This window comes from Arthrobacter sp. Bi26 (assembly GCF_918697925.1).
Classification (GTDB): Bacteria; Actinomycetota; Actinomycetes; order Actinomycetales; family Micrococcaceae; genus Arthrobacter.
Genome location: NZ_CAKKMF010000003.1, coordinates 1 through 24,074 on the forward strand (window position 1 = coordinate 1; position 24,074 = coordinate 24,074).

A 24,074-nucleotide genomic window follows, 5' to 3' on the forward strand; every position below is an offset into this window, starting at 1 on the left:
GCCGAATGGGGGGCAAGGGCCGGTTTGGTAGTTTCGCTCACAGGTGCCAGCCTAGTTCCCATGATGGACAATTTCACGCCCGGCCCCTACGCGGCCGAGCTCGCGGCGGCCGGGGTTCCCGAAGAGATGCACGATTGGCTGGGCCAGTACGGCGTCGGAGCCCTCGTGGTGAAGATGGGGATCCGCTTCCTTGAAATGAGTCCGGAGCGCACCGTGGCCACCATGCCGGTGGAGGGAAACACGCAGGTGGCCGGCATCCTGCACGGTGGGGCCCACGTGGTCCTGGCCGAAACCCTCGGTTCGTTCGCCGCGGGCATGCACGCCGGTCCCAACCGGCAGGCGCTGGGAATCGAGGTCGGGGCGACGCACCACCGGGCGATCGCCGAGGGCACCGTCACCGGCACCTGCACGGCCATCCACCTCGGAAGGACCCTCGCCACCCACGAGATCGTGATGACCGACGAGCACGGCCGGCGGCTCTCCACCGCCCGGATCACAAACCTTATCCGCGATATCGCGCGCTAGGAGACCGCACCGCTCGGGTGCCGGATCCGGCTACGCCCGGGCCTGGAAGCGGTACCGCAGCTCCACGATGCCCCGGCCCAAGGTGCGGGAAGATGTCAACTCCAGCGGCGGCGTCGGACCTGCCATGGGCAGCAACGGCTTGCCGCTGCCCAGAACCACGGGAATGACCGAGAGAATCAGTTCGTCCAGCAGCCCGGCGTCCGCGAACTGCGCTGCCAGGACGCCTCCGCCCACAACCCAGATGTTCCGGCCGCCGGCCTCGTCCTTCAGGTCGTCCACGAACTCGCCAACGGCCCCGCGCACGAACGTCACATTGGCGCCCTTCGGGGCGGTGTGTTCGTGGTGCGTGAAGACCCAGCAGGGCGTGCCCGGATAGGGCCAGGTGTCCGGTTCGTGTTCCCGAAGCCAGGCGTAGGTCTCGCCGCCCATGACGATGCAGCCGACGTCGGCCATGAACGCGTCATAGCTGTCCTGTCCGCCTTCAAATCCGTCGAACTGAAGCAGCCAGGCCAGATTGTCCTTGTCAGTGGCGATATACCCGTCGAGTGAGGAGGCCACGAAGTACTGGAAGCTCACCATGGCCCCAGCCTAGCCAATGCGGTGCCCGGTTCCCATCCCCTGACGCACGTCCAACCGACCTGCACGCGGCAGCCGAACCGCGTGCGGCAGCGGCTTACTTGTGGAAGTAAGGAACGATCAGGTACAGCCCGAAGAGGACGGCAGCGCCGCACACGGCGAAGCAGGCGTACGCGAGCGGTCGGGTCCACGACGCCGGCGAGTTCCGGATGTCGCCCGCGATGGCCGTGAGCCGGACACCCAGGGCGTAGAGGACGACGACTGTCATGGCAGCTATAAGCGTGGCACCGGCCACGCTGAGCAGTTCCAACCATTTCATCGCTTGGCGCCCCCGTTCTTGATCGCGGCGGCGGAGTCCTTGATCGCCCTGGCGGCGGACTTCTTCTTACGGAATTGCACGGCCTGGCCGACTTCCTCGATCTGGACTGCATTGTGGTGCCCAACATGGGATTTCCGCGAATGCACGAACATATAAGCCACGGCGGCGGTGCCGGCGACTGCCGCCATGATCACTCCAATGACCCCGGTCTGCACCAGCATGGCAGTCAGTGCGCCCACGATTCCGGCTGCGGGGAGCGTAAATAGCCAGCCGATCGCAATCCGGCCTGCAGTTCCCCACCGCACGGTGGTGCCACGGCGTCCCATCCCGGAGCCGATGACTGAGCCGGAGGCCACCTGCGTGGTGGACAGGGCGAAGCCCAAGTGCGACGAGGCCAGGATGGCACTGGCCGTGCTGGACTCCGCGGCGAAGCCCTGGGCAGGCTTCACCTCGGTGAGGCCGGAACCCATGGTGCGGATGATCCGCCAGCCGCCGGAGTAGGTGCCGATCGCGATGGCGAAGGCACAGCAGGCGATGACCCAGAGCTGTGGCCCGGAGCCGGCGGGCTGGGTCCCGGCCGAGATCAGGACCAGCGTGATGATGCCCATCGTCTTCTGGGCATCGTTGGTACCGTGGGCCAGCGCCACGAGGCTGGACGTGAAGATTTGACCGGTCCGGAATCCGCCGCGCTTCTGCGTCAGTTTGTCCCCGGTTTCCGGGTCATGCCGGGAGGTGAGCGCGTAGGCCAGCCGCGTGCACAGGTACGCCACAGCGCCTGCGATGATAGGCGCAAAAATCGCGGGAAGAATAACCTTCTGCAGAAGCGACTCGAAGTTGATCGAATGGATGCCGATGCCCGCGATCGCAGCCCCGATCAGGCCACCGAAGAGCGCGTGCGAGGAACTGGACGGCAGGCCTTTGAGCCAGGTGATCATGTTCCAGAGGATGGCGCCCATCAGCCCGGCGAAGATAATGTCCGGGGTGATCTGGACACCGTCCGCGCCTTCCTTGATGATGCCGCCCGAGACTGTCTTGGCGACTTCCGTGGAGAGGAACGCTCCCACAAGGTTCAGCACCGCCGCGAGGGCGACTGCTGTTTTCGGTTTGATGGCACCGGTCGCGATGGGGGTAGCCATGGCGTTCGCGGTGTCATGAAATCCGTTGGTGAAGTCGAAGAACAGCGCCAGCGATATCACTAGCGCCACCATTACGGTGATTTCCACCTGTTGCCCAATCTGCAGTGTCCATGGTCAGCAGTTCCACATCCCCGGTGCCGCGTGCCCACCACTCACATACGGTGTCTATCCCGATGGACTCGCAGTGGTCACTTAAGCAGCTTGAAACCTTATCGATGGTACGTGGGAAATACGGCCGGGCAAAACGTGCCAGAAGACCCTAAATTCCGGCCGCCGGTCCGATGGGCGGCATTCATGGTGGCGGTGCGATGCGCCTCACAGCGGGCTTGGCGGAATACGCCCGGCCCGCGGCGGCCCGCTAGACGGTCCGGCGGACGTCCGGCGCCGGGCCGGCGTCGAGCATCGAAGCTATCCTGTCCTCAAGCGCGGCGAGCGTGGCCTCCGGCAGCACGATGAGCCCGTCGAGTTCGTGGCGGGCGCGCCTGTACGCCGTCTGGCGCTCGGCGGGAGTCGCGGCCGCGTCTGAGGCGATCCGCAGGAGCTTCCGGGCAGTCTCCAGCCGCTGGCGTTCCGGCCCGGTGAACTTGCTGTCCCTGATCCGCTTGGCTTCCCGTTCGGCCACGTCGAATGCGAGCTCAAAACTGGTCACGGCCGCCCGGTACTCCGCAAGCCGTGCGGCGGTTCTGACGTCGCCGGGGGCGGCGGGCCGCAGCCCGTCGGCCTCACGCTTGGCCCGCAGGAACGCCACGGTGAGGGGCTCGCGGACATCCGTCATGACCGGAAAATCGATCAGCTTCCCCACGTCGAGTTCGTAGTCCAGCCAGCGCCTGTTGACGGCGTCGTGCGCCTTCATGAGGCCCAGCACATCGGCCTGGCTGGCCTGCTCTGCCTGCGCCGCCTGGTTCTTGAGCGTGTAGAGCTCCACCCGGCGGCGGTGCCGGCGTTCAGCGGCTTTAGACCAGGACCGCGCCCACCCGCCGGCCAGCCCGCTCAGGGGAAAGACGAGCCACCAAAAGTGGGTGACAAAATTGAAGAAGGGGTCCACTGGATCATCCTCCCATCCGTTGGCGGCGGCGAAAAGCCCCCTCCTCGGACCCGGGCTTCCTGCCAGTCCCGGGCCGGTCCTGAACAGCGGATGCCCTGCGGGGCGTCACTCCCCGTGCTTGACCCGGTGCACCCGCGTGACGATGGTGGGGCACGGCAACTGCAGCAGGACGGCATGCGCCGTGGAGCCGAGCACCGTCCGGGAGAACCCGCCGCGTCCGCGGCTGCCGATCACCAGCAGCCTGGCTGCGGCGGCGATATCCACAAGGGCCTTTGCCGGTTCGGTGTTCGTTTCCAGGCGCTGCCGAACCGTCATGTCCGGATACTTGTCGCCGAGGCCCGCGACCGATTCGGCGAGCACTATCCGGTCCTCTTCGACCATGCTCTCGGCGAGGCCGCTGGAGGGCAGCTGTTTCTCGACCCACCGGGCCGGCTTCTTGAAGGCGAGGACCACGGTGAGCTCGTCTCCGCCCAGGTCCGCTTCCTTGGCCGCGAAGGCGACGGCCTGCAGCGACTCCTCCGAACCGTCCACGCCGACTACCACGCCCTTGGCCCCGGCTGCCGCTTTGGCGGGTATGACCGCTACCGGGCATTCCGAGGCGGAGACAACCTGCAGGGCACGGTCAGTTATGGGACCGCCGTCCAGCCAACGCTTGTCGTGTCCTCCGACCACCACGATGGCTGCCTCCTTGGACACCTCCCGCAGCACCGAGCCTCCGCTGCCATGACGAAGCTGGATGTCCACCTCGACGTCCGGGGCCTGCACGCTGGCGCTTGCCCGGGCTTGTTGAAGCAGGTCCATCCCCGCATCCCGGATGATCTCGTGGTATTGGAAATCCGGCGACATCCAGCGGTCGTCCACCGCGTGGACGACGATGACCGGCAGCTTGTTCCGGGCGGCCCGTTCAAGAGCCCAGGTCAGTGCGGCTTCGCTGCCCGCAGAGCCGTTGAAGCCGACGACGATTGCATTGCTCATCCTGAATCCTGCTCTTCTGAAGTGAAGTGATGGTTAGGCACCGCATAAGCCGACAAGTCCCCTGACACTTCAGTGTGCTCCGCCTGCCAAAAGCCGACTTAGGGCCTTAAGCCCCTCACTTGCCATCCTTGGGCGCGCGTAGCGTCGCACCGGAGCCCCGAACATCCTGAGGAACCGCCATGGACAGCCTGTCACAGCCCGGGAATACGGCCGCCGACGCCGGAGGGCTCCGGCTGGCAGGGGCTCTCAGCGGCCTTCTGTCCGCCGCCCTGGGCGTGGCCGGAGGGATGCTCGAAGGCGCGCTTTCGGGCCCATGGCCGGGTGCCGCGGACCCGGGCTACCCTGATTTCCTCCTTGAGAACCGGACCCTGATCCTCGCGCAAAGCATGCTTTTCGTCTTCAGTTCAGCCGTGCTGCTCTGGTTTCTGGCGTATGTCCGGGCGCATCTGTTGCGCACCGAGAAGGCGCCGGGCACGCTGTCCGGGCTCGCCTTCGCCGCCGGAGTCCTGGCCGCGGGAATGAACATCCTCGGACAGGCCGCCCAGCTGACTCTGACGCTGCCCTCGCAGTCCCGGATTCCTCCCGAAGTGGCCGCGGCGGTGGCCGACCTCTGCCTCGTCACCCTGAACCTCGCTAACCTGCCGGCGGGTGTCATGTTCCTGGCGATCGCAGTGTTGTCCCTGCGGCTGCAGGCCTTCCCGCGCTGGCTTGGCTGGATAGCGGCCGTGGCGGCCCTGTCATCGTTCGTCTCGACGCTGTCCCTGATCCCGGTGGAGGGGCCGTTGTCCCCGCTGGGGCCCGCGACGACGGCGCTGCGCCTCGTGCCGCTGCTCTGGTACATCCCCGCCGCCGTCGTGATGATCCGGTACGAGACGGGCCGGCGCCGTCACCGCATGCCGCCTGAAAGGGACAGCCTGGGCAGCGTCCGTCCCGACGCTATTGGGCCCGACGGACTGCCGCCGGAATCCACACCTGCCTAGAATCCGGTGGGCTCGGTCTCGAACTCCGGTTCCCGGGGCGGTCCCTCATGGTGCACCGGACGCAGTGCGGCGGTGTGTTCAAGCCAGATGAGGGCATCGTAGCGCTCCCCCATCCTGGTCGGGACATAGTTTCCGGCTTCCCTTTCCGGGTGGTAGACGACGCCGATAGCCCGGTGCCCGAGCCGTGTCGAAAGCCACGGCCCGCTCCGGTCGTCGCCGAACTCCAGCACTGACGGCACCCCGAGGGCCTGATGCAGGAAGTCTTCGTGGCTGCCCGGACGGGCTTCCGGCACTGTAAGGATGCGCTCGGGGCGGCCCCACCCGTCGGAGGCGATCACGGAGCCGCGGTGGGCTGCGAAGCCGACCAGCAGCACCCCTTCGCCCGCGTGGCGTTCGCGCAGCAGCTGCCCGACGTTGACCAGGCCGTCCTGCGCCATGTCGGTGGCGCGGGCATCCCCGATGTGTGTGTTGTGTTCCCAGATCAGGCCCTTCGACGCCGGCCCGAGGTGCCTGCTGACCCGGTCGATGGTGTCCGCCATGTGGTGGTCGCGGACGTTCCAGGACTGCCGGTCGCCGCGGACCATGATGCGGTAGTAGTGCTCCGCGTTTGCCGCGACTTCGGCGTTCTGGACGGCGTCGAAGGCGTCCTCCTCATGGGGGCCAGGGCTGAAGACCCGGTTCCTGACCTCGGTCAGGAGGGCCACGACGTCGGGCTCGCAGGACTGCGGCACCAGCCGCGTGCTCCAGGCGTACTGGTGCGGGTCCTCGTGGTGGGGCAGGAAGCACTGCCAGGCGCGCTCGGCCGCGGGCACGGCGTCGGGAACGTTCTCCTGCAGCCAGCCGATGATTTCGCGCAGCGAATCCCAGAGCGAGTAGACATCCAGGCCGTAGAAGCCGACCCGCTTATCCAGGGGCCGGCCTGCGTTCCAGCCGCGCAGCCAGTCCAGGAACGCCGCGACTTCCTCGTTGGCCCACATCCAGGTCGGCCAGCGTTCGAAGCCGGCCAGCAGTGCGTGGACGCCCTGGTCCTTCCCCTCCTGGCCGCGGACCCAGCGGTTGATGCGCCAGCAGTCGGGCCAGTCTCCTTCCACCCCTATCCAGTTGTAGCCTTCCTCCGTGATGAGCCGCCTGCTGAGGGTGTCGCGCCAGGTATAGAACTCGTGCGTGCCGTGCGACGCTTCGCCGATGGCCACGAAGCGGCAGCCGGCTGCGCGCCGTACGAGGCCGTTGAGATCGCGATCGGTTTTCAGCGGCCGGGCGAGATCGTGGATCTCCTTCAGCACGGTGGTCCGGGTGACACCGTTGGAGTTCATCGCGGTTCCTCGATGTCGATCGTCTCCAAGTGCTCGGGCACCCGGGCCCGCCAGCCGAGTTCGCGTTTGATCCGGCTGCGCAGGGCATCGGACGCGTCAGGGTCACCGTGCGTGATGTAGGTCATGCGGGGCTCCTTTGCTGCCGCTTTCATCCACGCGATGATGCCGTCGGCGTCGGCATGCGCGGACAGGCTTTCCATCTGGATGACTTCCGCCCGCACCTTGATGTCTTCCCCGTAGATGCGCAGCTCGCGTTCGCCGGCGGCCAAGGTGGCCCCCCGGGTCCCGCCGGCCTGGTAGCCGCTGAGGATGATGGCGTTTTTCGGATCGGGGCCGTAGGCCGCGACGTGGTGCAGGATCCGTCCGCCGGTCAGCATGCCGCTGGCCGAAATGATGATCATGGGTCCCCCGCGCAGGTTCAGCAGCTTGGACTCGTCCACCGTGCGGGTGAGCTTGGCCAGCTTGTACATTTGCCTGTATTCCTCCGGCTTGAGCCGGTGTTCCTCGGGATGACGCTGGTACATTTCCGAGGCATCGATCGCCATGGGGCTGTTCAGGTATACCGGGATGGGGGGAATCGCGTCATTTCGGAGGAGCCGGGACAGGTACAGCATGAGCGTTTCCGCCCGGCCGACGGCGAACGCGGCGAACATGATGACCCCGCCGCGTTTCGCGACACGGTTGATGATCTCCCCCAGTTGCTTCTCCGGATCCTCGGTGGAGTGTTTCCGGTTGCCGTACGTGGACTCGGTCACCAGGACGCCCGTTTCGCCGAGCGGCCGGGGCGGGTACATGAACGGGTCATCGGCGCGGCCCAGGTCCCCGGTGAAGTGCGCGGAATGCGAGCCGAGCCGGACGTGGACCTGGGCCGCCCCGAGGATATGCCCGGCGGGTACGAGCGTCACTTCCACGCCCCCGCCGAGGTCAAGGGGATCGTCAAACCCGCACACCTTGAAACTGTTGAGGGACCTGACGGCGTCGGCGGCCGTGTAGAGCGGCAGCGCAGGTTCATGCGCGGACGATCCCCGCTGTGAGGCATAGCGGGCTTCCTCCTCCTGCAGGTGGCCGCTGTCGGGCAGGAGGAGTTTGCAGAGATCTGTGGTGCCGTCGGTGGCGTAGACGGGGCCGCCGAACCCGTCCCTGACCAGGGCCGGGACGTAGCCCGTGTGGTCCAGGTGCGCATGTGTCAGCACCACTGCATCAATGGACCGGGGCGGCACCGGGAACGGCGCCCGGTTGCGCTCGCGGCTGCGCTTGTAGCCCTGGAAGAGCCCGCAGTCCACCAGCACGCGCCTGCCGCCGGCGTCGATCAGGTAGCGGGAACCGGTGACTGTGTCGGTGGCACCCAGGAACTTCAGGCTCGGCTGCTGGTGTTTCATGGCGCTCCCGTGGACCTCTACCCCGTAGATCTTTGCATTGCCCGGCCCAGTGAAATGCGCGGACCTGCGGCTCGCGGTGTACGCCCCAGCCTCCGCCCGGGCCTGCCGGGTGCCAAGGGCCAAAAGTCACCTCCGGGCACGCACCGCCTACCGCCACTGCGGTGCTCCCGTGAGGCGGATCCGTGCGGGCCGCCCCGGTAGGATTTCTTGACGGGCCCTGCCGGGCCTGGAGCCGGCAACCCGGCGCAGCCCAGTGGCAAGGACAAACCATGAGCACCAGATCCGCGGGGCCCCTGCGTCCCGAACGCCCGTGGACCCGCCACTACAGCCCCGGAGTTCCCGCCGATCTCAAGCTCCCCGAAGGGTCCCTTGTCGACCTCATGGACTCGTCCGTCCGGCGCTACGGCAACAAGACCGCGCTGGAATTCTTCGGCGCGCGCACCAGTTACCGCGAACTTGGCGCTTCCATCAGCAGGGCGGCCGCGGGCCTGAAGGCGCTAGGCGTCCGGGCCGGTGACCGGGTGGCGCTCGTCCTGCCGAACTGCCCGCAGCACATCATCGCGTTCCACGCGGCGCTGCGCCTGGGCGCCGTCGTCGTCGAACACAATCCCTTATATACAGACCGCGAGCTTCGCCATCAGTTCGAGGACCACGGCGCCACCGTCGCCATCGTCTGGGACAAGGCCGTTGACAAGGTCCGTCAGCTGCCGGCCGACGTCGGGCTGCAAAGCATCGTCTCCGTTGAACTGATTCCGGCGATGCCGTTGCTGCAGCGGATGGCGCTGCGGCTCCCCGTGCCGGCAGCCCGCGCTGCCCGGGCCGCCTTGGCAGCCGGCAAGCACCCGCCCCGGCCAAAGGCGCAGCCGGCACCGCGGACCGTGCTGGCGTGGAAAGAGCTCCTTGCCGCCGGCGGGCTGAAGAAGAGGCATCCGCGCCCGGCCGCCGGTGACCTGGCTGTCATCCAATACACCAGCGGCACTACGGGCCGGCCCAAAGGCGCCATGCTGACCCATGCCAATCTGCAGGCCAATGCCGCGCAGGGCCGCGCCTGGGTGCCCGGGCTCAAGGACGGCCGGGAAACCGTGTACGCGGTGCTGCCCATGTTCCACGCCTACGGGCTGACGCTGTGCATGACGTTTGCCCTGAGCATCGGTGCGAGGCTGGTGCTGTTCCCCAAGTTCGACGTCGACCTTGTGCTGAAGGCGCACAAGAAATCGCCCGCCACGTTCCTGCCCGCGGTGCCGCCGATCTACGACCGGATCGCCGCAGCAGCCGCCGAGCGCGGTATCGCGCTGGACAGCATCCGGTTTTCAATCTCGGGGGCGATGAACCTGCCGACGGCGACCGTGGAGACGTGGGAAAAGGCGACCGGGGGCTACCTGATCGAGGGCTACGGGCTGACGGAAACCTCGCCAATCGCCCTGGGCAACCCGTTCGGGCCCAGCCGGAAACCGGGAACAGTGGGGGTGCCGTTTCCGCTGACCGACATTCGCGTAGTGGACCCGCGGAACGTTCTCCTGGACCGTCCCCCAGGCGCGGAGGGCGAGCTCTTGATCCGGGGTCCGCAGGTTTTTGCCGGCTACTGGAACCGGCCAAAGGAGACAGAGGAAGCACTGCTGGAAGGCGGCTGGTTCCGCACGGGTGACATTGTCTCGGTGGACAAGGATGATTTCGTGACCGTTCGGGACCGGATCAAGGAACTCATCATCACGGGCGGCTTCAACGTCTCCCCCACGGAGGTCGAAGACGTCCTGTCCGAATACCCTGGCGTCAGGGACGTGTGCGTGGTGGGACTTCCCCGCCCGGGCGGCGGCGAAGACGTGGTGGCCGCCGTCGTGGCATCCGCGGGGGCCGGCATCGACCCGGAGGCGCTGCTGGCGTTCGCGCGGGAGACCCTTGCCGCGTACAAGGTCCCGCGCCGCGTTGCAGTGGTGGACGAGTTGCCGCGTTCGCTGATCGGTAAGGTCCTGCGCCGCGAGATCCGGGACACACTTGTGGCCGGCCGGTAGCGTTCCCCTTGCTCCGGCCGGCCACTGGTGCGGTCAGTGCCCGGTCTCCTCAGTGCCCGGCGTCGTTGTTGTTGTGTCGTGGCTGCCGGCGTCCTCGTGGGCGGCGTCGTGGCTGCCCGCGTCCTCGTCGGCGGCGTCGTGCGAGTGCGTCCCCGGAGACGGCTCAGGCTCGGGTGCCGGTTCCGGCTCGAGGGACATGTCCACTCCCTCGCCCGTGGCCGAACGGGGAGCCAGCGCCACGTCCGCGGGCTCGACGCCGGCGCCGCGGGCCATGCCGATCCGCACGGATTCCACCAGCAAGTCGCTGAGCAGAGGTCCCGTATAGGTGACCTTCAGGGCTCCGCTGTCCAAGGTGGTGCCGTAGTTCCCGAGCGCGTCCGTGAGAATGCCTTCCTCGGCGATGGAAGCCGCCAGGGCTGCCGGATCGGTGGCAGCGACGCTGAACTGGAGGTCGTGGACCAGGACTGAGGTGACGTGGACATGCTCCACTCCCGGGTAAGTGCCCTCCGGGCCGAAGGCGAGTTCGGCCAGCTTCTCCGCGTCCTCGCCCGTGCTTCCGGCCGGAAGCACCAGGATCAGTTCCGGCGCGAGGTGCTCCAGGATCGCTGGTTCGAGCACGTTCGGGGGGATGTCGGATAGGACGATGCCGCTCGCAGCCGCTGTCTGCTCGAGCCGTACGCGTGGCGGGCCCGGCTCGGCGCCTGCGGCGGGGTGGACGGCAATGACGGCGCGCCGCCGCACCATCAGCCCGTCGTGGCTCACGGCCGGGCGGCCGTTGCCTACGTCTGTCCCGGTCTCCAGCGAGACAGGCGCGGCGCTCTGCACGGCCAAGGCGGTCGGAGAGGAAGGTGCCGGTGACGGCGTTCCGCCGGTACAGGCGCTCAGCGCCAGCACGAGCAGGGTCGCGGCCCCCAGTTGGCCCAGGCGCCGCACGTCAGGTCCCCGCCGGGAATCCGGGCCGGTACACCGGCTGGAACGCGTCCAGAGGAGTAGTGTCCAGGACTGGCGGATCCGTGGTGACGGGGTCGTTGGTCCTCAGATCGCCCACGGAGAACTGCACCATCATGTCGTGGTCCTCGTGGACCAGGTTGTGGCAGTGGATCATGTAACGGCCACCTCCGTTCGCGCCTGGGTCGAATTGCATGAGCGCTGTGATGGACTCGTTCTCGCCGGCGTAGAAGACGTCCTTGGGGCCCTTTTCCCAGGCGAACGGCTGGCCGCCGTTGGTGTTCCTCCCGATGATTTTGGCGTCAATGAGGTGGATGTGCACCGGATGGAACCAGCCGCCGGACGCATTGATGATGGTCCATTGCTCGACGTCGAACGGCTGGGGATTGCCGAACAGCTTGGTGAACCCGGACTTCTCCACGTCGGCCCAGGTGACGCCGTTGACGGTCCATTGTCCGTGATCCCGGAAAAATTTCAGCTCGCGTTTGGCTTTGACCATCGCCGGCGTCAGGCTCATGGTGGGAATGGCGCCCAGAGACGCGTTGACGGCCCCGCCGTCGTCCAGGGTGGCCGGGATGCTGGAAATGGAGCCGGCCCCCGACCCGGAGTCCGCCACCACCTGGAATCGCATGATTTTGTTCGTGTTGGCGAAGTCGATGTTGTTTTTGTTGCTGAGGTTGCGCAGTTCGATCAGCTGCCCGGTCCGGTATTTACGGAAGTCGATCAGCACCTCGTAGCGTTCCGCCGTGCCCTGCCGCCAGGATTTGACGGCCTGCACTTTCGGCGTCATGCCGCCGTCGGTGCCAACCACGTAGACGGGGTCACCGGTGGAGAGCGTGGGCCGGTAGGAGCGCGAGATGGACGCATCGAGCACCCGGAAGCGGTAGATCCGCGGCTTGACCTTCATGGTGGGCCAGGGCACGCCGTTGACCAGGATGATGTCCCCCCACAGGCCCTTCTGGTCGTTGTCGTTGTAGGCGAGGGAACCGTCGGCATTGAACATGGCGTCCGAGATCATCAGGGGCACGTCGAACTCGCCCTGCGGCAGCTGGGCACGCTCGAACTTGTCAGAGAGCGGATAGAAGCCGGCGAGTCCTGAGTACACGTTCTGGGCCGTGATGTGGTGCTTGTGGTCGTGGTACCAGAGCGTCCGGGACGGCTGAAAGTTGGGGTAACGGTAGTTCTTCACGTTCCCGGGGATGGTGATGTCGTTGGCGTACCCGTCATATTGGGGCAGCGACGCCGAGCCGTGCAGGTGGGTGACTGTATCAAAGCGGGCGGGCTGCACGAGCCCGGCGGCCGGCAGGGCGTTGCGGATCCGCACCTCGATCCGGGTGCCCTGGATGGCCCGGATGGTGGGGCCTGGAAAGATGCCGTTGTAGCCGGCCACGGTGGTGTTCAGCCCGGGCACGAGCTGGGCCTGGCCGAGCTTCTGGGTGAGGGCGTACCGGGCGAACGGCCGGGCCGGGTCGCCGCCGTCGAAGCCCGTCGCGAAGGGGACGAGCTCGGGCGGGCGGCGAAAGACGCCCGCGTAGGGAACAGGCTTGTTCTGAGGCGCAAGTTGGCTGGCGGTGAGGAGCGGTGTGCTCGGACCAGTAGTGGGAATGTCGTCGTCGCCGCCTTTGAACCCGGCAAGGCCGAGGGCGCCGACAGCGCCCAGTTTGAAGATCTCTCGTCGTGTAGTCATGGCCCCTCCAAGTGGGCAATAGAGCTGAATACAGTGTCGAAAAGTGAATTTCGAAGAATTGAGGAAGCCGGCTGGCGGGCCGCTGTGGGTCCGCCAGCCGGCGATCTCGTCGTGCTGTTGCAGTGCTGCTTGCTGTTACAGCCCTGCGCCCGTGGTGAACGTCCAGATACGGGTTGTCATCGGGTTACCGGCCAGGTCGCGGACGCCAGTGGTGCCACCGGTGACGGTGACCCGGTACTGGGTGTTCGCGAGGAGGCTGGTTCCGGGGTTGATCGTCAGCACCCTGGTGGTGCTGTTGAACGTGATCGCCGAAGCGACCGCCGCCCCGGTGGAGACCCGTTCAATCCGGACCTTGCCGGCAACTGCGAAGCCGGTAATGACCTCACTGAACGTGGCGGTCACGTTGCTGTTGCGCAGCACCCCTGTGGCTCCCGCGACGGGAGTCGTGGCGGTGATGGTCGGGTTGGGGCCCGTGGTGAACGACCACGTGCTGGTCGCCATCGTGTTGCCCGCGAGGTCACGGATCCCCACGAGGTTCACCGTGTACACGCGGTCCGCCAACAGCGTGCCGACCGGGTTCAGAGTCGCAACCCGGGTGAGCGTGTTGTAAGACACGACGGTGGGGATCACCGTGGTGCCGAGCCGCAGCTGGAACGTGGTTCCGCTGACTCCCGTCACCGCCTCGCTGAACGTTGCCGTCAGGTTCGCCGTCTGGCTGACGGAGAGTGCACCGGATGCCGGTGTCCGCGCTGTCACGGTGGGAGCCACGAATTCCGTCCGTGGTGTCACCGCTGCCGTGCGGGCCGAGAATCCGCCCGTACCGGCCACGTTGACGGCGGCGACGTCGAACGTGTACGCCGTCCCATTGGTGAGGCCGGTGACGACGACGTTTCCGACGTTTCCGGTGACCGTCGTACTTATCAAGGCAGTTCCGGCGAAGGCCCTCACTCTGTAACCCGTGATGGGGGATCCGCCGGTGGACCCCGGGGTCCAGGTCACGGACGCCGAAGCGTTCCCGGCCGTGGCCGTCCCGATGGTCGGCGCTCCCGGTGCGGTGGTAGCCGTCGGGCTCACCGTGTTGGACAGCGCCGAGAACGGGCTGTCACCGAGGGCGCTGTTGGCCAGAACCTGGAACCTGTACTGCGATCCGTTGGTCAGGCCGGTCACCACCAGGCTGGTGGCGCCTGCCGGGGCGGTGCGCAGGGCACCGACCTGGACGCCGGCCGGATTCGTCGTCACGTCGAGCACCTTCACGGAGAAGGCGCTGGCCGTTCCGACGGTCGGAGCCGTCCAGTTAACCGTGGCCTGGCCGGCGGCGGCGGTTGCCGTGCCGATGACCGGAGCGTTGGGCGCAACGGTGTCAGAGAACTGCAGGAGCTCGATGTTGCGGACAGTGTCCGTGCCATCGGCGCCGACGTTGTCAACCACCGTAGTGGTCGAGCCTGCCGAGCCCAGGGTGGCGCCGGCAGGGGTGGTCGTGACGGTGTAGTCGGCCTGCGGGCCGGTGAAGACGGCCCTGTCGGATCCGCCGGAGCCGGTCAGGATCTCACGGACGGCCACGATGTTTCCGGGGTCGACGGTGCCGGCAAAGACGGCTTCCTGAAGTGTCGGTCCGGTAAGCGCACCGGCGCCGTCACGAAGATACCGGCTGGCCATGGCGCTTTGGCCGGATCCGGTCACCGCTGCACTGCCGATTTCCGTCGACGGGTCAGCTGCGTTCGTCCTGACGCTCAGGCGGACGTTGAAGTAGGCGTCACCGTCGATGATGTCGTCTCCGCCACGTCCCTCGATCAGGTCGCTGCCGCCGCCGCCAAGGAGGATGTTGCCATCGCCCCAGACGTTCGCGCCGCTCAGAAGCGGGCAGTCGCCCGATGCCGACTGGGCCACGACGGTAGCCAACGGGGTGTTCAACGCCGGCACCAGCGCATCAAGACCGGCAATACGGTCAAGGCCCGCCTGGTCCAGCACGTCGCACCCGATGAACCCGGCGCCACCCACGGCACTGGGAACCACGCTGTCACCACGGATGGTGTCGTTGAGTTCCGCGCCGGACAACGCCTCGACCTCGTTGAACTTGTCCCTGACGCCGACCTGGAGGATATCCAGCGGCGGGATCGGGAGAGCCAAGTCAAGGTCCTGCGGCTGTGGATCACCGACGCCGATTTCCCAGTCATAACCTGAAGCGCCAGCGACCTTCTCGATGCCCGGACCTGCGACACCGACGTCATCGCCGCCTTCCATGTCGTAGTCGTCGTCACCGCCCTGTCCGATCAGGATGTCGTGTCCGGGCTTTTGGGAGTCGTCCAGGAAGAACAGGTTGCCGCTGTCCCCTTGCATGAGGTCCGGCTGATCACCACCCTCTTCCCAGTCATTGCCGCTGTCGCCGAAGGCGGCGTCAAGGCTTTGACCGAGCATGATGAAGTCGTCACCCTCACCACCGAAGGTCTCGTTGGCGTTGGCACCACCGTTCGTGAAGTCCTTGCCATCACCGCCCATGATGATGTCCAGGCCCGGTCCGGTGTCGATTGCGTCGTTACCGGGACCGCCCTTCAAGACATCGTCGCCGGCAAGGTCGGTGATGATGTCGTTGCCTTCACCACCGAGCGCGACGTCGGCTCCGTCACCACCTTCGATGATGTCGTTGCCGAGTCCACCCCAGAAGGTGTCGCTGTCGTTACCACCGAAGATGCGGTCCACGCCGGCAGTGCCGTTGTAGACGCTCTGGCCGTTGATCCCGGAGGGATCGACGGTGTTCCGCGCACGGTACTTGATGGTGCCGTCGGACATGCGGATCAGCAAAGCCGGCTCGCTGCACTCCGACTGCAGGTCGTCCGCTACGGTGTTTCCGAAGGACGCAAAGCCGGCAGCGGTGCCGGCAAGGTTCTTCAGCTCGAACTTGCAGTCCGCCGTGGCGAATGCATCGGCCTTCAAACTGCGAACGTTCGTGTTGCGCATCATCAGTTCGGAGAACGAGTTGCCTTCGAGCTGCGTCCTCAGGTTCATGCCCGGGGTGCGGGCCAGGTAGTAGAGGCGGTCGCCGTTCTGCAGCTCGGTCAGCTGGTTCTCGAACACGTAGTTGAAGGTGCTGCCCAGCAGGCCACCGAACACAACCGTTTGCTCCGCGAGTCCGCCGACCCAGAGGTCGACGTTGTCGAGGCCGGTGATCGACTGGGTGCCGTTGTTGGCCCAGGCGTCCGTGCTGTTCATGAACGCCGCGGCGTCAGCAGGGGCGACATCACCAGCAATGGGGTTGGGGTTGACGATCAACCGTGCAGCCTCGCGCTTGCCCGCCAGCGTCGTCGCGCCGGTGATGGACGGGTGCTGACCGTAGGCAGCCACGAAGTTAGTCAGCGACTCAGGGTGCTTGAGGCCCTCCCCGAAGTCGATCCAGTTGGTGTAGGGCTTCAACTGGGCGTCGTTCGTCGAGTTGAAGATCTCCCGGCGAAGCTGGTTCAGCCGCGGGATACCCTCGGACCGGGCCCGCGTCATGTTGATCGTCGGCAGGTCCAGTGGCAGGCCCAGCAGGTTGTTGCGAAGCGTGTCGGTCACGAACTCATCGAGCTCGTTGCCGACCTGATCCGACATACCCATGATGACGCTGCCCGCAGCCTCCTCGGAGGTGAGCGAACCGGCAGGGCCGCCATTGGTGTACTCCGGAGGGTTGAGGAACCCGTTGAGCAAGGAGATGTCGTTCTGACTCCCCAAGATGTCATCGGAGGTGCCGAACTGGTTGTCCGGACCGGGGCGGTCCTCGTTCCTGCGCGAGATCGTCTCGGTGAGCATAGAGTGACCGAAGCGGTACACGGCGTGGGCAAACTCGGCCTTGATGGCCGGGTTGAGCTCCGTCTGAGTGAACGCAAACGGCTCGAAGGGGTTGATCGCAGGCTGGATCTTGCGGGCGAATTCCTCGAAGACCAGGTGCTGGTATTCCATTTCGGTGATGAACCGTGCCGCCTGGAAGAGGCGCTCACCGTTCCAGCCGTCTGCACCGGCCGCCAACTGCCATTGGGCCAGAGCCGCCGTGCCGCTGGCGGAAGTATCGTTCGTCAGCACGGTCTTGATATTGCCGACGAGACGGTCGTGCTCAGAGTGGAAGATCTGGTGGATGGTGGTGAGACCGATGTTCTCGTTGACCCGCCCGTCACCGGCGATGAAGTGCGCATTGAGCATCTCGTCGTCGTAGGTCCCGGCCGGCTGGTTGGCAAAATCTGCCGAGGCCGTGTTGTCAGCGTCCGGGGTGGGCGCTACGGGAGGCGTGGCCGGGTTGTTGTCAGCGTCCCGCGGTGACGGGTCGGCGTTGTGCGCGATGTCCGTCAGGAACGGCGTGTCGAAGTACCGCACGTTTGCCGGCACCGGCACGGGCGTGACCGTGTTTCCCTCTACGAGGCCGGTCTGGGTGACGTACTGCGGCAGCCCGCGCAGGGGTCCGGGGATGAACTTGCCATACGCGTCCGCTGCGATCATCGGGATGTTGGTGACGTCCTTGTCCTCGAGCTTGAGACCGAGGAAGATCGCCGCCTGGGACTTGGTCGTGGCCCACGTGGCCATGCCGTTCGCCGTCGGGCCGGCTGCGCCACCGAGCAGCTTGCCAGTGGAGACCGGCCTGCCGGCGGCGTTGTTGATGTACTCCCGCAGGAACACTTGGTGGGATGAGTGGGACGTGTAGGTCTGGGACTGGTCAACCCAGGGCGAGTCCGTGTTGGTCGCATTCTGGATATCGTCAGCACTCTCGTCGGCAGCGGTGGCGGGGTTGTCGCCTGTGACACCGTCCGGACCGGGCTGGTTCTGGCCCCGGGTCAGCACCATGAACCGCAGCTGCGGGGCCAGGTCGTCGGCGTTGCCGAGGATGTGGTCCGGGCCGGCGATGAGCGGATCATCGGCCTTCAGCGGAACGAAGACAGTGCCGCCGGACTTGACCGTCTGGTCTACGCCGTGGTCGAAAAACTGCCCGAACAGCGTGAAAAGCGAGTTGTAGGGCGGGGAAAGCCCGACGTCCGTGGTGACGTTCGGGATGAACAGGGTCTGATGCGACGGCACGCAGCCCGCAGGAACTTCAATGACCGGAGGTGTGGCGTTAGGCTGGGGATCCGTCGTGCACGGCACGACGCCCGTATTCCCCTGCGTCCTGACCGGGTTGCCGGCCGCTGCGACGGCGGCGGGGTTGGTGGAGGTCTGGTCCACAATCAGATTGCTGATGGTGCGGGGCTCGGAGTCGAAAACGTTGCCCTTCTTCTGCGCGTAGCTCGTCGAGCCTGCCGGGCCGAAGCCAGGGGGTACAGCCTCGGCGGCCTTGAACACGGGCGTGGCCAGGCGCGGGAACGTCTGGTCAGCAGCGCCGAACGTTTCCTGGCCTGGCTGGAGGTTGTTGCACGAGCCGTCCACTGTCCGCAGGCCCTGGGAGACGAGAGGGCTGGGGATTTGGTTGGGGCCGGTGCCAATCAGGGCACCGCACGGGCCGGTTGCCGACGTCGTGTTGGCGACGTGGGCCTCGGCGATCTTGATTTGCTTGAGAATAAAGGCCAGATCGGACGGGGTGATGGTGAAGCCTGCGCCGACCGGCGCCTGCACGGCGCTGGCGCCAGGCGCCGTTGCGGTGAGTCCGACAAAACTGAGCAGGGTCATCGCTGTCCCTGCCGCTACTGCCCGGGTTGACCGGCTAAAGACACGTCTTTGGCCGCCAACCTTCCTGCATGCGAACAAATTCATTGCACACCTGCCTCTTAGAGTGAGTGATGGTGCAACAGTGCTTGGTGATTCCTTGGGGAAAACTGGGACGGGTGGGTAACTTAGGATCCGGACCACGGTCCGGCGTTTTTCGGGGCCTCCGGCCACCGGGATCGCGGGTTTGAAATACGCGCACCGACGCTTTGGGCTACTCGCCCCGAGGTCGACGGCGGCAACGTAGCCTACGCGGGAACTACGGCGCGGGCGTGCTGTCGGCGAATAACAGCCGGGTAACGGCTACCCCTGCAGGACCCGAATATTTGGCCTCTGCTACCTGAGGCCGGCGCACAGCAGGTCCCCAGCACGCGCCAAGACGGCGGTGGTATAAGGGGTGCGCACGGTGCCGGGCGGCACTCGGGACAGGGCCCCGGCCAATTGCTTGCGGCGCTCCGATCAAGCTGATAGGCCTGAAGGTATGGTGCATAGTGGCAGATCAGCACGCCGCCCCCTCCGGACGGTGGTTGAGGAAGGGAAGTTCACGTGACTCGCAAGACTCCTCACATCGAGGAACCGTCGGAGCAGGATCTCGTAGTCGGGGACGGGCCGAAGAGCTGGGCCGCCGGTGTCCCGGGCGTGTACCACTCCATGAAGCCGGCCATCGAGCAGATGGGGCTGAACCGGACCCGTAAGACCGTCATGGCCATGAACCAGAAGGAAGGCTTCGACTGCCCGAGCTGCGCGTGGCCGGACCCGCACCACCGCAAGGCGTTCGAGTTCTGCGAGAACGGGGCCAAGGCGGTGACTTGGGAGGCGACCCCGGTGGTGGTTCCCGAAACTTTCTGGGCCCAGAATTCCGTCAGCGAACTGCGCGGCCGGTCCGAGTACTGGCTTGGCATGCAGGGCCGGCTCACGGAACCGGTATACAAACCCGCCGGCGAGGACCACTACAAGGCGGTCAGCTGGGATGAGGCGCTCCGGCTTGTGACCGACAAGCTCAAGGGGCTGGACTCCCCCGACCAGGCGGCGTTCTACACGAGCGGCAGGACGTCGAACGAGGCCGCCTTCCTCTACCAGCTGATGGTCCGCGGCTATGGCACCAACAACCTGCCGGACTGCTCCAATATGTGCCATGAATCTTCGGGCTGGGCAATGGGCCAGACCATCGGCATCGGCAAGGCGACCGTCAGCTTCGACGACTACGCCCAAGCCGACCTGATCATTGTCATGGGCCAGAACCCGGGCACTAACCACCCCCGGATGATGACCGAACTCGAGGCGTGCAAGAACCGCGGCGGTGAGATCGTGGCCGTCAATCCCCTTCCCGAGGCCGGCCTGCGCCGCTATAAGAACCCGCAGGAGGTCAAGGGCGTGATCGGCCACGGCACGCAGATCGCGGACCAGTTCCTCCAGATCCGGATCGGCGGCGACATGGCACTGCTGCAGGCCGTGTCCAAGCGCGTGCTCGAGGCCGAGGCCAAGAACCCCGGCACGGTTCTGGACCACGCCTTCCTGGCCGAACACTGCGAGGGACTCGAGGAGCTTAAGGAGCACTTGGCCCGGCTGGATGAGCGCACGGTGCTCGAAGCCACGGGCCTGCGCAGCGAGGACATCGATGAGCTCGCCGCCCGCTACCTCAAGGCCGACAAAGTCATCATCACCTGGGCCATGGGCATCACGCAGCAGAAGAAGGCTGTCGCCACCATCAAGGAGATCATCAACCTCCTGCTGCTGCGCGGCAACATCGGTAAGCCGGGCGCCGGCGCCTCTCCCATCCGCGGGCACAGCAATGTGCAGGGCGACCGCACGATGGGCATCTGGGAGCAGATGCCGCAGTCCTTTATGGAAGCCCTCGGCAAGGAGTTCGACTTCGAACCGCCCCGCGAACACGGCACGGACTCCGTCGAGACCATCAACAAGATGCGCGCGGGCGAGATCAAGGTTTTCGTCGCCCTGGGCGGCAACCTTGTGGGTGCCATCTCGGACACGAATGCCGCCGTGGCTGCCATGGGAAACACGGAGATGACAGTCCAGATCTCGACCAAGCTGAACCGCTCGCACACTGTGACGGGCCGCGAGGCGCTGATCCTCCCCACGATGGGCAGGACCGAGATCGACATCCAGGAATCCGGACCCCAGTTCGTTTCCGTGGAGGACACTGTCTGCGCCGTGCACCCGTCATGGGGCAGCGTCGAGCCGGTGTCCCATCATCTGCTCTCGGAGCCGGCCATCGTGAGCCGGCTGGGCAAACTCCTGGTGGGCGAGAAGATCAAGGCCGACTGGGACGGGTTTGAGAAGAACTACGACCTCATCCGCGATCACATTTCGCGGGTGGTGGGCGGCTGCAAGGACTACAACGAACGGATCCGGCAGGAAGGCGGATTTGTCCTCGCCCACGGTCCCCGCGACTCCCGCACCTTCCCCACGCCCACCGGCAAGGCCGTGCTGACTGCCAATGATCTCGAACTGGTCCAGCGGCCGGAGGGAACCCTGATCCTGCAGAGCATGCGCTCCCACGACCAGTTCAACACCACCATCTACTCGCACAACGACCGCTACCGGGGCATCAAGAAGGGCCGCCATGTGGTGTTCGTGAACCCTGACGACATCGCCGAACTCGGCCTTGCGGACGGGCAGTACGTGGACATCCGCGGCGTGCACGACGACGGCGAGGAACGCATAGTGCGCAAGTTCCGCGTGGTGTCGTATCCCACGGCACGCGGCTGCGCGGCCGCCTACTACCCCGAGGCCAACGTGCTGGTGCCGCTGAACCACACGGCCGAGGGCAGCAACACTCCGGTTTCGAAGGCGGTCATTATCCGGCTCGAGCCGAGCCTGGACCAGACGCCCGACGGCGCGGCAACACTCCCTGCCGGGGTGGCCTCACCCTAGGCACACGCCGCTAGGCACACGCCAGTCGCCGGGGCCGGGGCCACGGGACCTGCCCCACCCCGGCCCCGGCGACTGGACATGACACCAGCATGCCCATCCCTGAGCCCCACCGTGGAGCATGTCCCGTGCTGCCGGCGCGGGCGCTACTCCGTTACTCAGTTACTGCGCGACTCAGCTACTGCGCTACTGCGCTACTGCGCTACTGCGCTACTGCCTTACTGGGCCCTCTTGGCCCAGCCTTCCTCGTCCGGGCCGCCGGACTCGCCGTGCTCGCAGAGCTCAATGACTTTGTTCGACGCGGCGTGCACGGCCTCCTGCGTGCCCTTGCGGCCGTTGGTGGACGCGGTACCGGCCGCGTAGCCCACAATGAACGCGCTGATGGCGTCCGCATGCGGCCCGACGGCTTTAACGGATTCGTCCGCGACCTGGACGATCTTTTCGTGGTCGACTTCCAGGTCAAGGATCTGCAGCGCCTGAATCAGCCGGCTGCTCCAATGCCGCAGCGAGCTGTCTTCGTCTCGGGACAACGTCATTGCTCCTCCTTCTCGCAGGGTGAATGGATCGTCTAACCCCTCAAGGGGTAGCACCCGCCCGGGCGTTGTGCAACGCGACACAGCGGCAGGCGCCTCAGCTCCAGAGCGCCACGTGGAACTTGGACCCCCGCCTCTCCAGCCCCCGCGAACCGCCGGGAGCGACCATGGCCGCGGTGGCGTCGGCGGTGCCGGCAAACCTTTGCAGGGTCCGCGCCATGGTGGTGGCCCGGCGGCGGTCCAGGGTACTGGCCCACCAAAGTCCGGAGACCGGCGTTCCGGCCACCGGCACGCGGACCAGGGCGCCGCTGCGAATTTCAGCCCGCACAATATGGCCCAGCGCCAGCATGGTTCCCTCGCCCGCCCTGACGGCGGCGAGCGCCTCTGTCTCGCTGCTCAACCGGACGATCTCCGGCGCCACTGCCTGGGACGCCAGCCAGCGGCCCTCCTCGCTGGCCGCCTGGACGCCGGCGGGACCGGCAAACCAGGGCCTGCGCAGCAGTTCAGCCAGCGCTACCGGTCCGTGGAGGGCGGCGAGCGGATGCCCGGCGGCCGCCACAACAATCCGCTGGTACCGCAGGAACGGGGCGGAGTCGATGCCGAGGTCGCCAGTACTGTTGGGAAGGCCGCCGTTGCGGACGGCGGGCCGGGCTCCCAAGGCGATGTCATAGACGCGTTCGCGCATCAGCGAGGCAATGTCCTCGGCCTCCTCCACCACCACGTCGACGGAGGCGCCGGGAACCCGGCGGGTGAAAAGGTCCAGCAGGCGCCCGGCCGCGTGTTCGGCAAAGGGCGCCGTCGCCACGATATTCAGGCGTCCGGTCTCGGTCTGGGCATGCGCCACCTCCCACCGGGCCTGATCCGCCAGTCCCACGATGTCCTGGGCGTGTTCGGCGAGGGCCCGGCCGCCGGGAGTCAGCGCAATCCCGCCGTGGGCGCGCACGAAGAGCGGGTCGCCCAGATCCTGCCTGAGTGCGGCAAGCGCCGTCGAAACGGCCGGTTCGCTGACTCCGAGGTGGACTGCTGCGGCGTGAAGAGAGCCCAGCTTGGCCACCAGGGCGAACGTCCGCAACTGTCCCAATGTCATCGCCACGGCTTCATAACCTTTCGCTTATGACGATATTGACAGCCCACTCAGGCCGGGGCAAGACTGACCTCAATCCGGCGCTAAGCAGCCGCTGCACCATGCCGCCGGCCATTCGGAGTGAGGTAGGGACTATGCAGATTCCGGCTCCATTTGACTACGTGCGCGCCACCACCGTGGACAACGCCCTGGAACTTCTCGCCCGGTACGGCCCCGAATCCCGGGTGGTGGCCGGCGGCCACAGCCTCCTGCCGATGATGAAGCTTCGCCTTTCCCGGCCCGAATGGCTGATCGACATCAATGACCTCTACGAGCTGGATTTCATCCTCCGTGACGGCAACAAGCTAAGGGTGGGCGCCATGACGCGCCACACCACCTTGCTGGAGTCGGACGAGGTCGCCGCGCTGTTCCCCATTGTGCGGGACGCCGAATTGGTGATCGCCGACCCCGTGGTGCGCAACCGCGGCACGATCGGCGGCTCCCTCTGCCAGGCCGATCCCGCCGAGGACCTCTCCACCGTTTGTGATGTCCTGGCCGCCGAGGCAGTCATCCGCGGGCCACGCGGCGAGCGCATCCTGTCCATGTCCGAGTTCCACCGCGGACCTTATGAAACCGCGGTCGGACAGGATGAGCTGCTCTGCGAACTCAGGTTCGGCATCCGCCCCCGCTCGGGCAGCGCCTATGAAAAGGTCGAACGCCGGGTCGGCGACTGGGCAGTCGGTGCCGCCGGCGCCGCAGTCACCCTCGCCGCGGACGGGACCGTCGACGACGCCGCCGTCGGACTCACTGCGCTGGGCCTTGACCACCCGCTGGCCGAGGCCGCCGCGGCGCTCCGCGGCAGGCATCCGGACGAGGAGCTGTTCGCCGAGGCCGGCAGGCTGGCAGCGGCGGCCTGCGATCCGGTAGCGGACCAGCGCGGCCCGGTCGACTACAAACGGCATCTCGCCGATGAGCTCACCCGGCGGGTACTGCGGCGGGCCTGTGCCCGCGCCGCCCAGATGCAGGAAGGCTGAAA

At 66.5% G+C, this 24,074-nt stretch carries 17 protein-coding genes; 5 read left to right on the top strand and 12 right to left on the bottom strand.

The window, feature by feature from the left end; genetic code table 11:
- The first annotated feature begins 60 nt into the window (after window positions 1–60).
- A complete protein-coding gene (locus tag LQV16_RS01170) occupies window positions 61–525 on the top strand; it encodes a hotdog fold thioesterase (protein WP_229992202.1) in 465 nt (154 codons plus the stop codon).
- Between the two features lie 30 nt (window positions 526–555).
- Here the strand turns inward: LQV16_RS01170 and LQV16_RS01175 are convergent, their stop codons facing one another.
- The 5 genes from LQV16_RS01175 to LQV16_RS01195 form a co-directional block, all read right to left on the bottom strand.
- Complete coding sequence (locus LQV16_RS01175; RefSeq protein ID WP_229992114.1) at window positions 556–1,104, bottom strand: dihydrofolate reductase family protein; 549 nt, start codon at window positions 1,102–1,104, stop codon at window positions 556–558.
- Between the two features lie 94 nt (window positions 1,105–1,198).
- Window positions 1,199–1,420, bottom strand: coding sequence for a hypothetical protein (locus LQV16_RS01180; RefSeq protein ID WP_229992115.1), 222 nt, complete (start codon window positions 1,418–1,420; stop codon window positions 1,199–1,201).
- A complete protein-coding gene (locus tag LQV16_RS01185) occupies window positions 1,417–2,643 on the bottom strand; it encodes an inorganic phosphate transporter (protein ID WP_290369305.1) in 1,227 nt (408 codons plus the stop codon). Before LQV16_RS01185 ends, LQV16_RS01180 begins: the two co-directional genes overlap by 4 nt.
- A gap of 271 nt (window positions 2,644–2,914) precedes the next feature.
- On the bottom strand, window positions 2,915–3,601 hold the full coding sequence (locus tag LQV16_RS01190; RefSeq protein WP_229992116.1) for a hypothetical protein: 687 nt from the start codon (window positions 3,599–3,601) through the stop codon (window positions 2,915–2,917).
- Between the two features lie 105 nt (window positions 3,602–3,706).
- On the bottom strand, window positions 3,707–4,576 hold the full coding sequence (locus LQV16_RS01195) for a universal stress protein (RefSeq protein ID WP_229992117.1): 870 nt from the start codon (window positions 4,574–4,576) through the stop codon (window positions 3,707–3,709).
- 179 nt (window positions 4,577–4,755) lie between these two features.
- On the opposite strand from LQV16_RS01195, the gene LQV16_RS01200 reads away from it, so the two are divergent.
- Complete coding sequence (locus tag LQV16_RS01200) at window positions 4,756–5,556, top strand: hypothetical protein (protein WP_229992118.1); 801 nt, start codon at window positions 4,756–4,758, stop codon at window positions 5,554–5,556.
- Here LQV16_RS01200 and LQV16_RS01205 read toward each other — a convergent pair.
- Both LQV16_RS01205 and LQV16_RS01210 read right to left on the bottom strand, forming a co-directional pair.
- Window positions 5,553–6,869 (bottom strand): erythromycin esterase family protein, encoded by a 1,317-nt coding sequence (locus tag LQV16_RS01205; RefSeq protein ID WP_229992119.1) that lies wholly within the window; start codon window positions 6,867–6,869, stop codon window positions 5,553–5,555. The two genes, LQV16_RS01200 and LQV16_RS01205, sit on opposite strands and share 4 nt — an antisense overlap.
- Entirely contained in the window at window positions 6,866–8,248 is a 1,383-nt protein-coding gene (locus tag LQV16_RS01210) for an MBL fold metallo-hydrolase (RefSeq protein ID WP_229992120.1), read from the bottom strand. Before LQV16_RS01210 ends, LQV16_RS01205 begins: the two co-directional genes overlap by 4 nt.
- Window positions 8,249–8,517: 269 nt before the next feature.
- Here LQV16_RS01210 and LQV16_RS01215 point away from each other — a divergent pair, with 269 nt between their 5' ends.
- On the top strand, window positions 8,518–10,257 hold the full coding sequence (locus tag LQV16_RS01215) for a long-chain-fatty-acid--CoA ligase (RefSeq protein WP_229992121.1): 1,740 nt from the start codon (window positions 8,518–8,520) through the stop codon (window positions 10,255–10,257).
- A 33-nt stretch (window positions 10,258–10,290) separates the two neighbouring features.
- Here LQV16_RS01215 and LQV16_RS01220 read toward each other — a convergent pair whose 3' ends face one another.
- The 3 genes from LQV16_RS01220 to LQV16_RS01230 form a co-directional block, all read right to left on the bottom strand.
- Window positions 10,291–11,190, bottom strand: coding sequence for a hypothetical protein (locus LQV16_RS01220; RefSeq protein ID WP_229992122.1), 900 nt, complete (start codon window positions 11,188–11,190; stop codon window positions 10,291–10,293).
- A 1-nt stretch (window position 11,191) separates the two neighbouring features.
- Window positions 11,192–12,892 (bottom strand): multicopper oxidase domain-containing protein, encoded by a 1,701-nt coding sequence (locus tag LQV16_RS01225; protein WP_229992123.1) that lies wholly within the window; start codon window positions 12,890–12,892, stop codon window positions 11,192–11,194.
- A 135-nt stretch (window positions 12,893–13,027) separates the two neighbouring features.
- Window positions 13,028–18,514, bottom strand: coding sequence for a peroxidase family protein (locus tag LQV16_RS01230; RefSeq protein WP_229992124.1), 5,487 nt, complete (start codon window positions 18,512–18,514; stop codon window positions 13,028–13,030).
- Between the two features lie 582 nt (window positions 18,515–19,096).
- Between LQV16_RS01230 and LQV16_RS01235 the strand changes: the two genes are divergently transcribed.
- On the top strand, window positions 19,097–21,445 hold the full coding sequence (locus LQV16_RS01235; protein WP_229992125.1) for an FdhF/YdeP family oxidoreductase: 2,349 nt from the start codon (window positions 19,097–19,099) through the stop codon (window positions 21,443–21,445).
- A gap of 215 nt (window positions 21,446–21,660) precedes the next feature.
- On the opposite strand, the gene LQV16_RS01240 is transcribed toward LQV16_RS01235, so the two are convergent.
- Both LQV16_RS01240 and LQV16_RS01245 read right to left on the bottom strand, forming a co-directional pair.
- Entirely contained in the window at window positions 21,661–21,978 is a 318-nt protein-coding gene (locus LQV16_RS01240) for a DUF6457 domain-containing protein (protein WP_229992126.1), read from the bottom strand.
- Between the two features lie 94 nt (window positions 21,979–22,072).
- On the bottom strand, window positions 22,073–23,062 hold the full coding sequence (locus LQV16_RS01245) for a LysR family transcriptional regulator (protein ID WP_229992204.1): 990 nt from the start codon (window positions 23,060–23,062) through the stop codon (window positions 22,073–22,075).
- A 131-nt stretch (window positions 23,063–23,193) separates the two neighbouring features.
- Here LQV16_RS01245 and LQV16_RS01250 point away from each other — a divergent pair, with 131 nt between their 5' ends.
- A complete protein-coding gene (locus tag LQV16_RS01250) occupies window positions 23,194–24,072 on the top strand; it encodes a xanthine dehydrogenase family protein subunit M (RefSeq protein WP_229992127.1) in 879 nt (292 codons plus the stop codon).
- The last annotated feature ends 2 nt before the right edge of the window (window positions 24,073–24,074 follow it).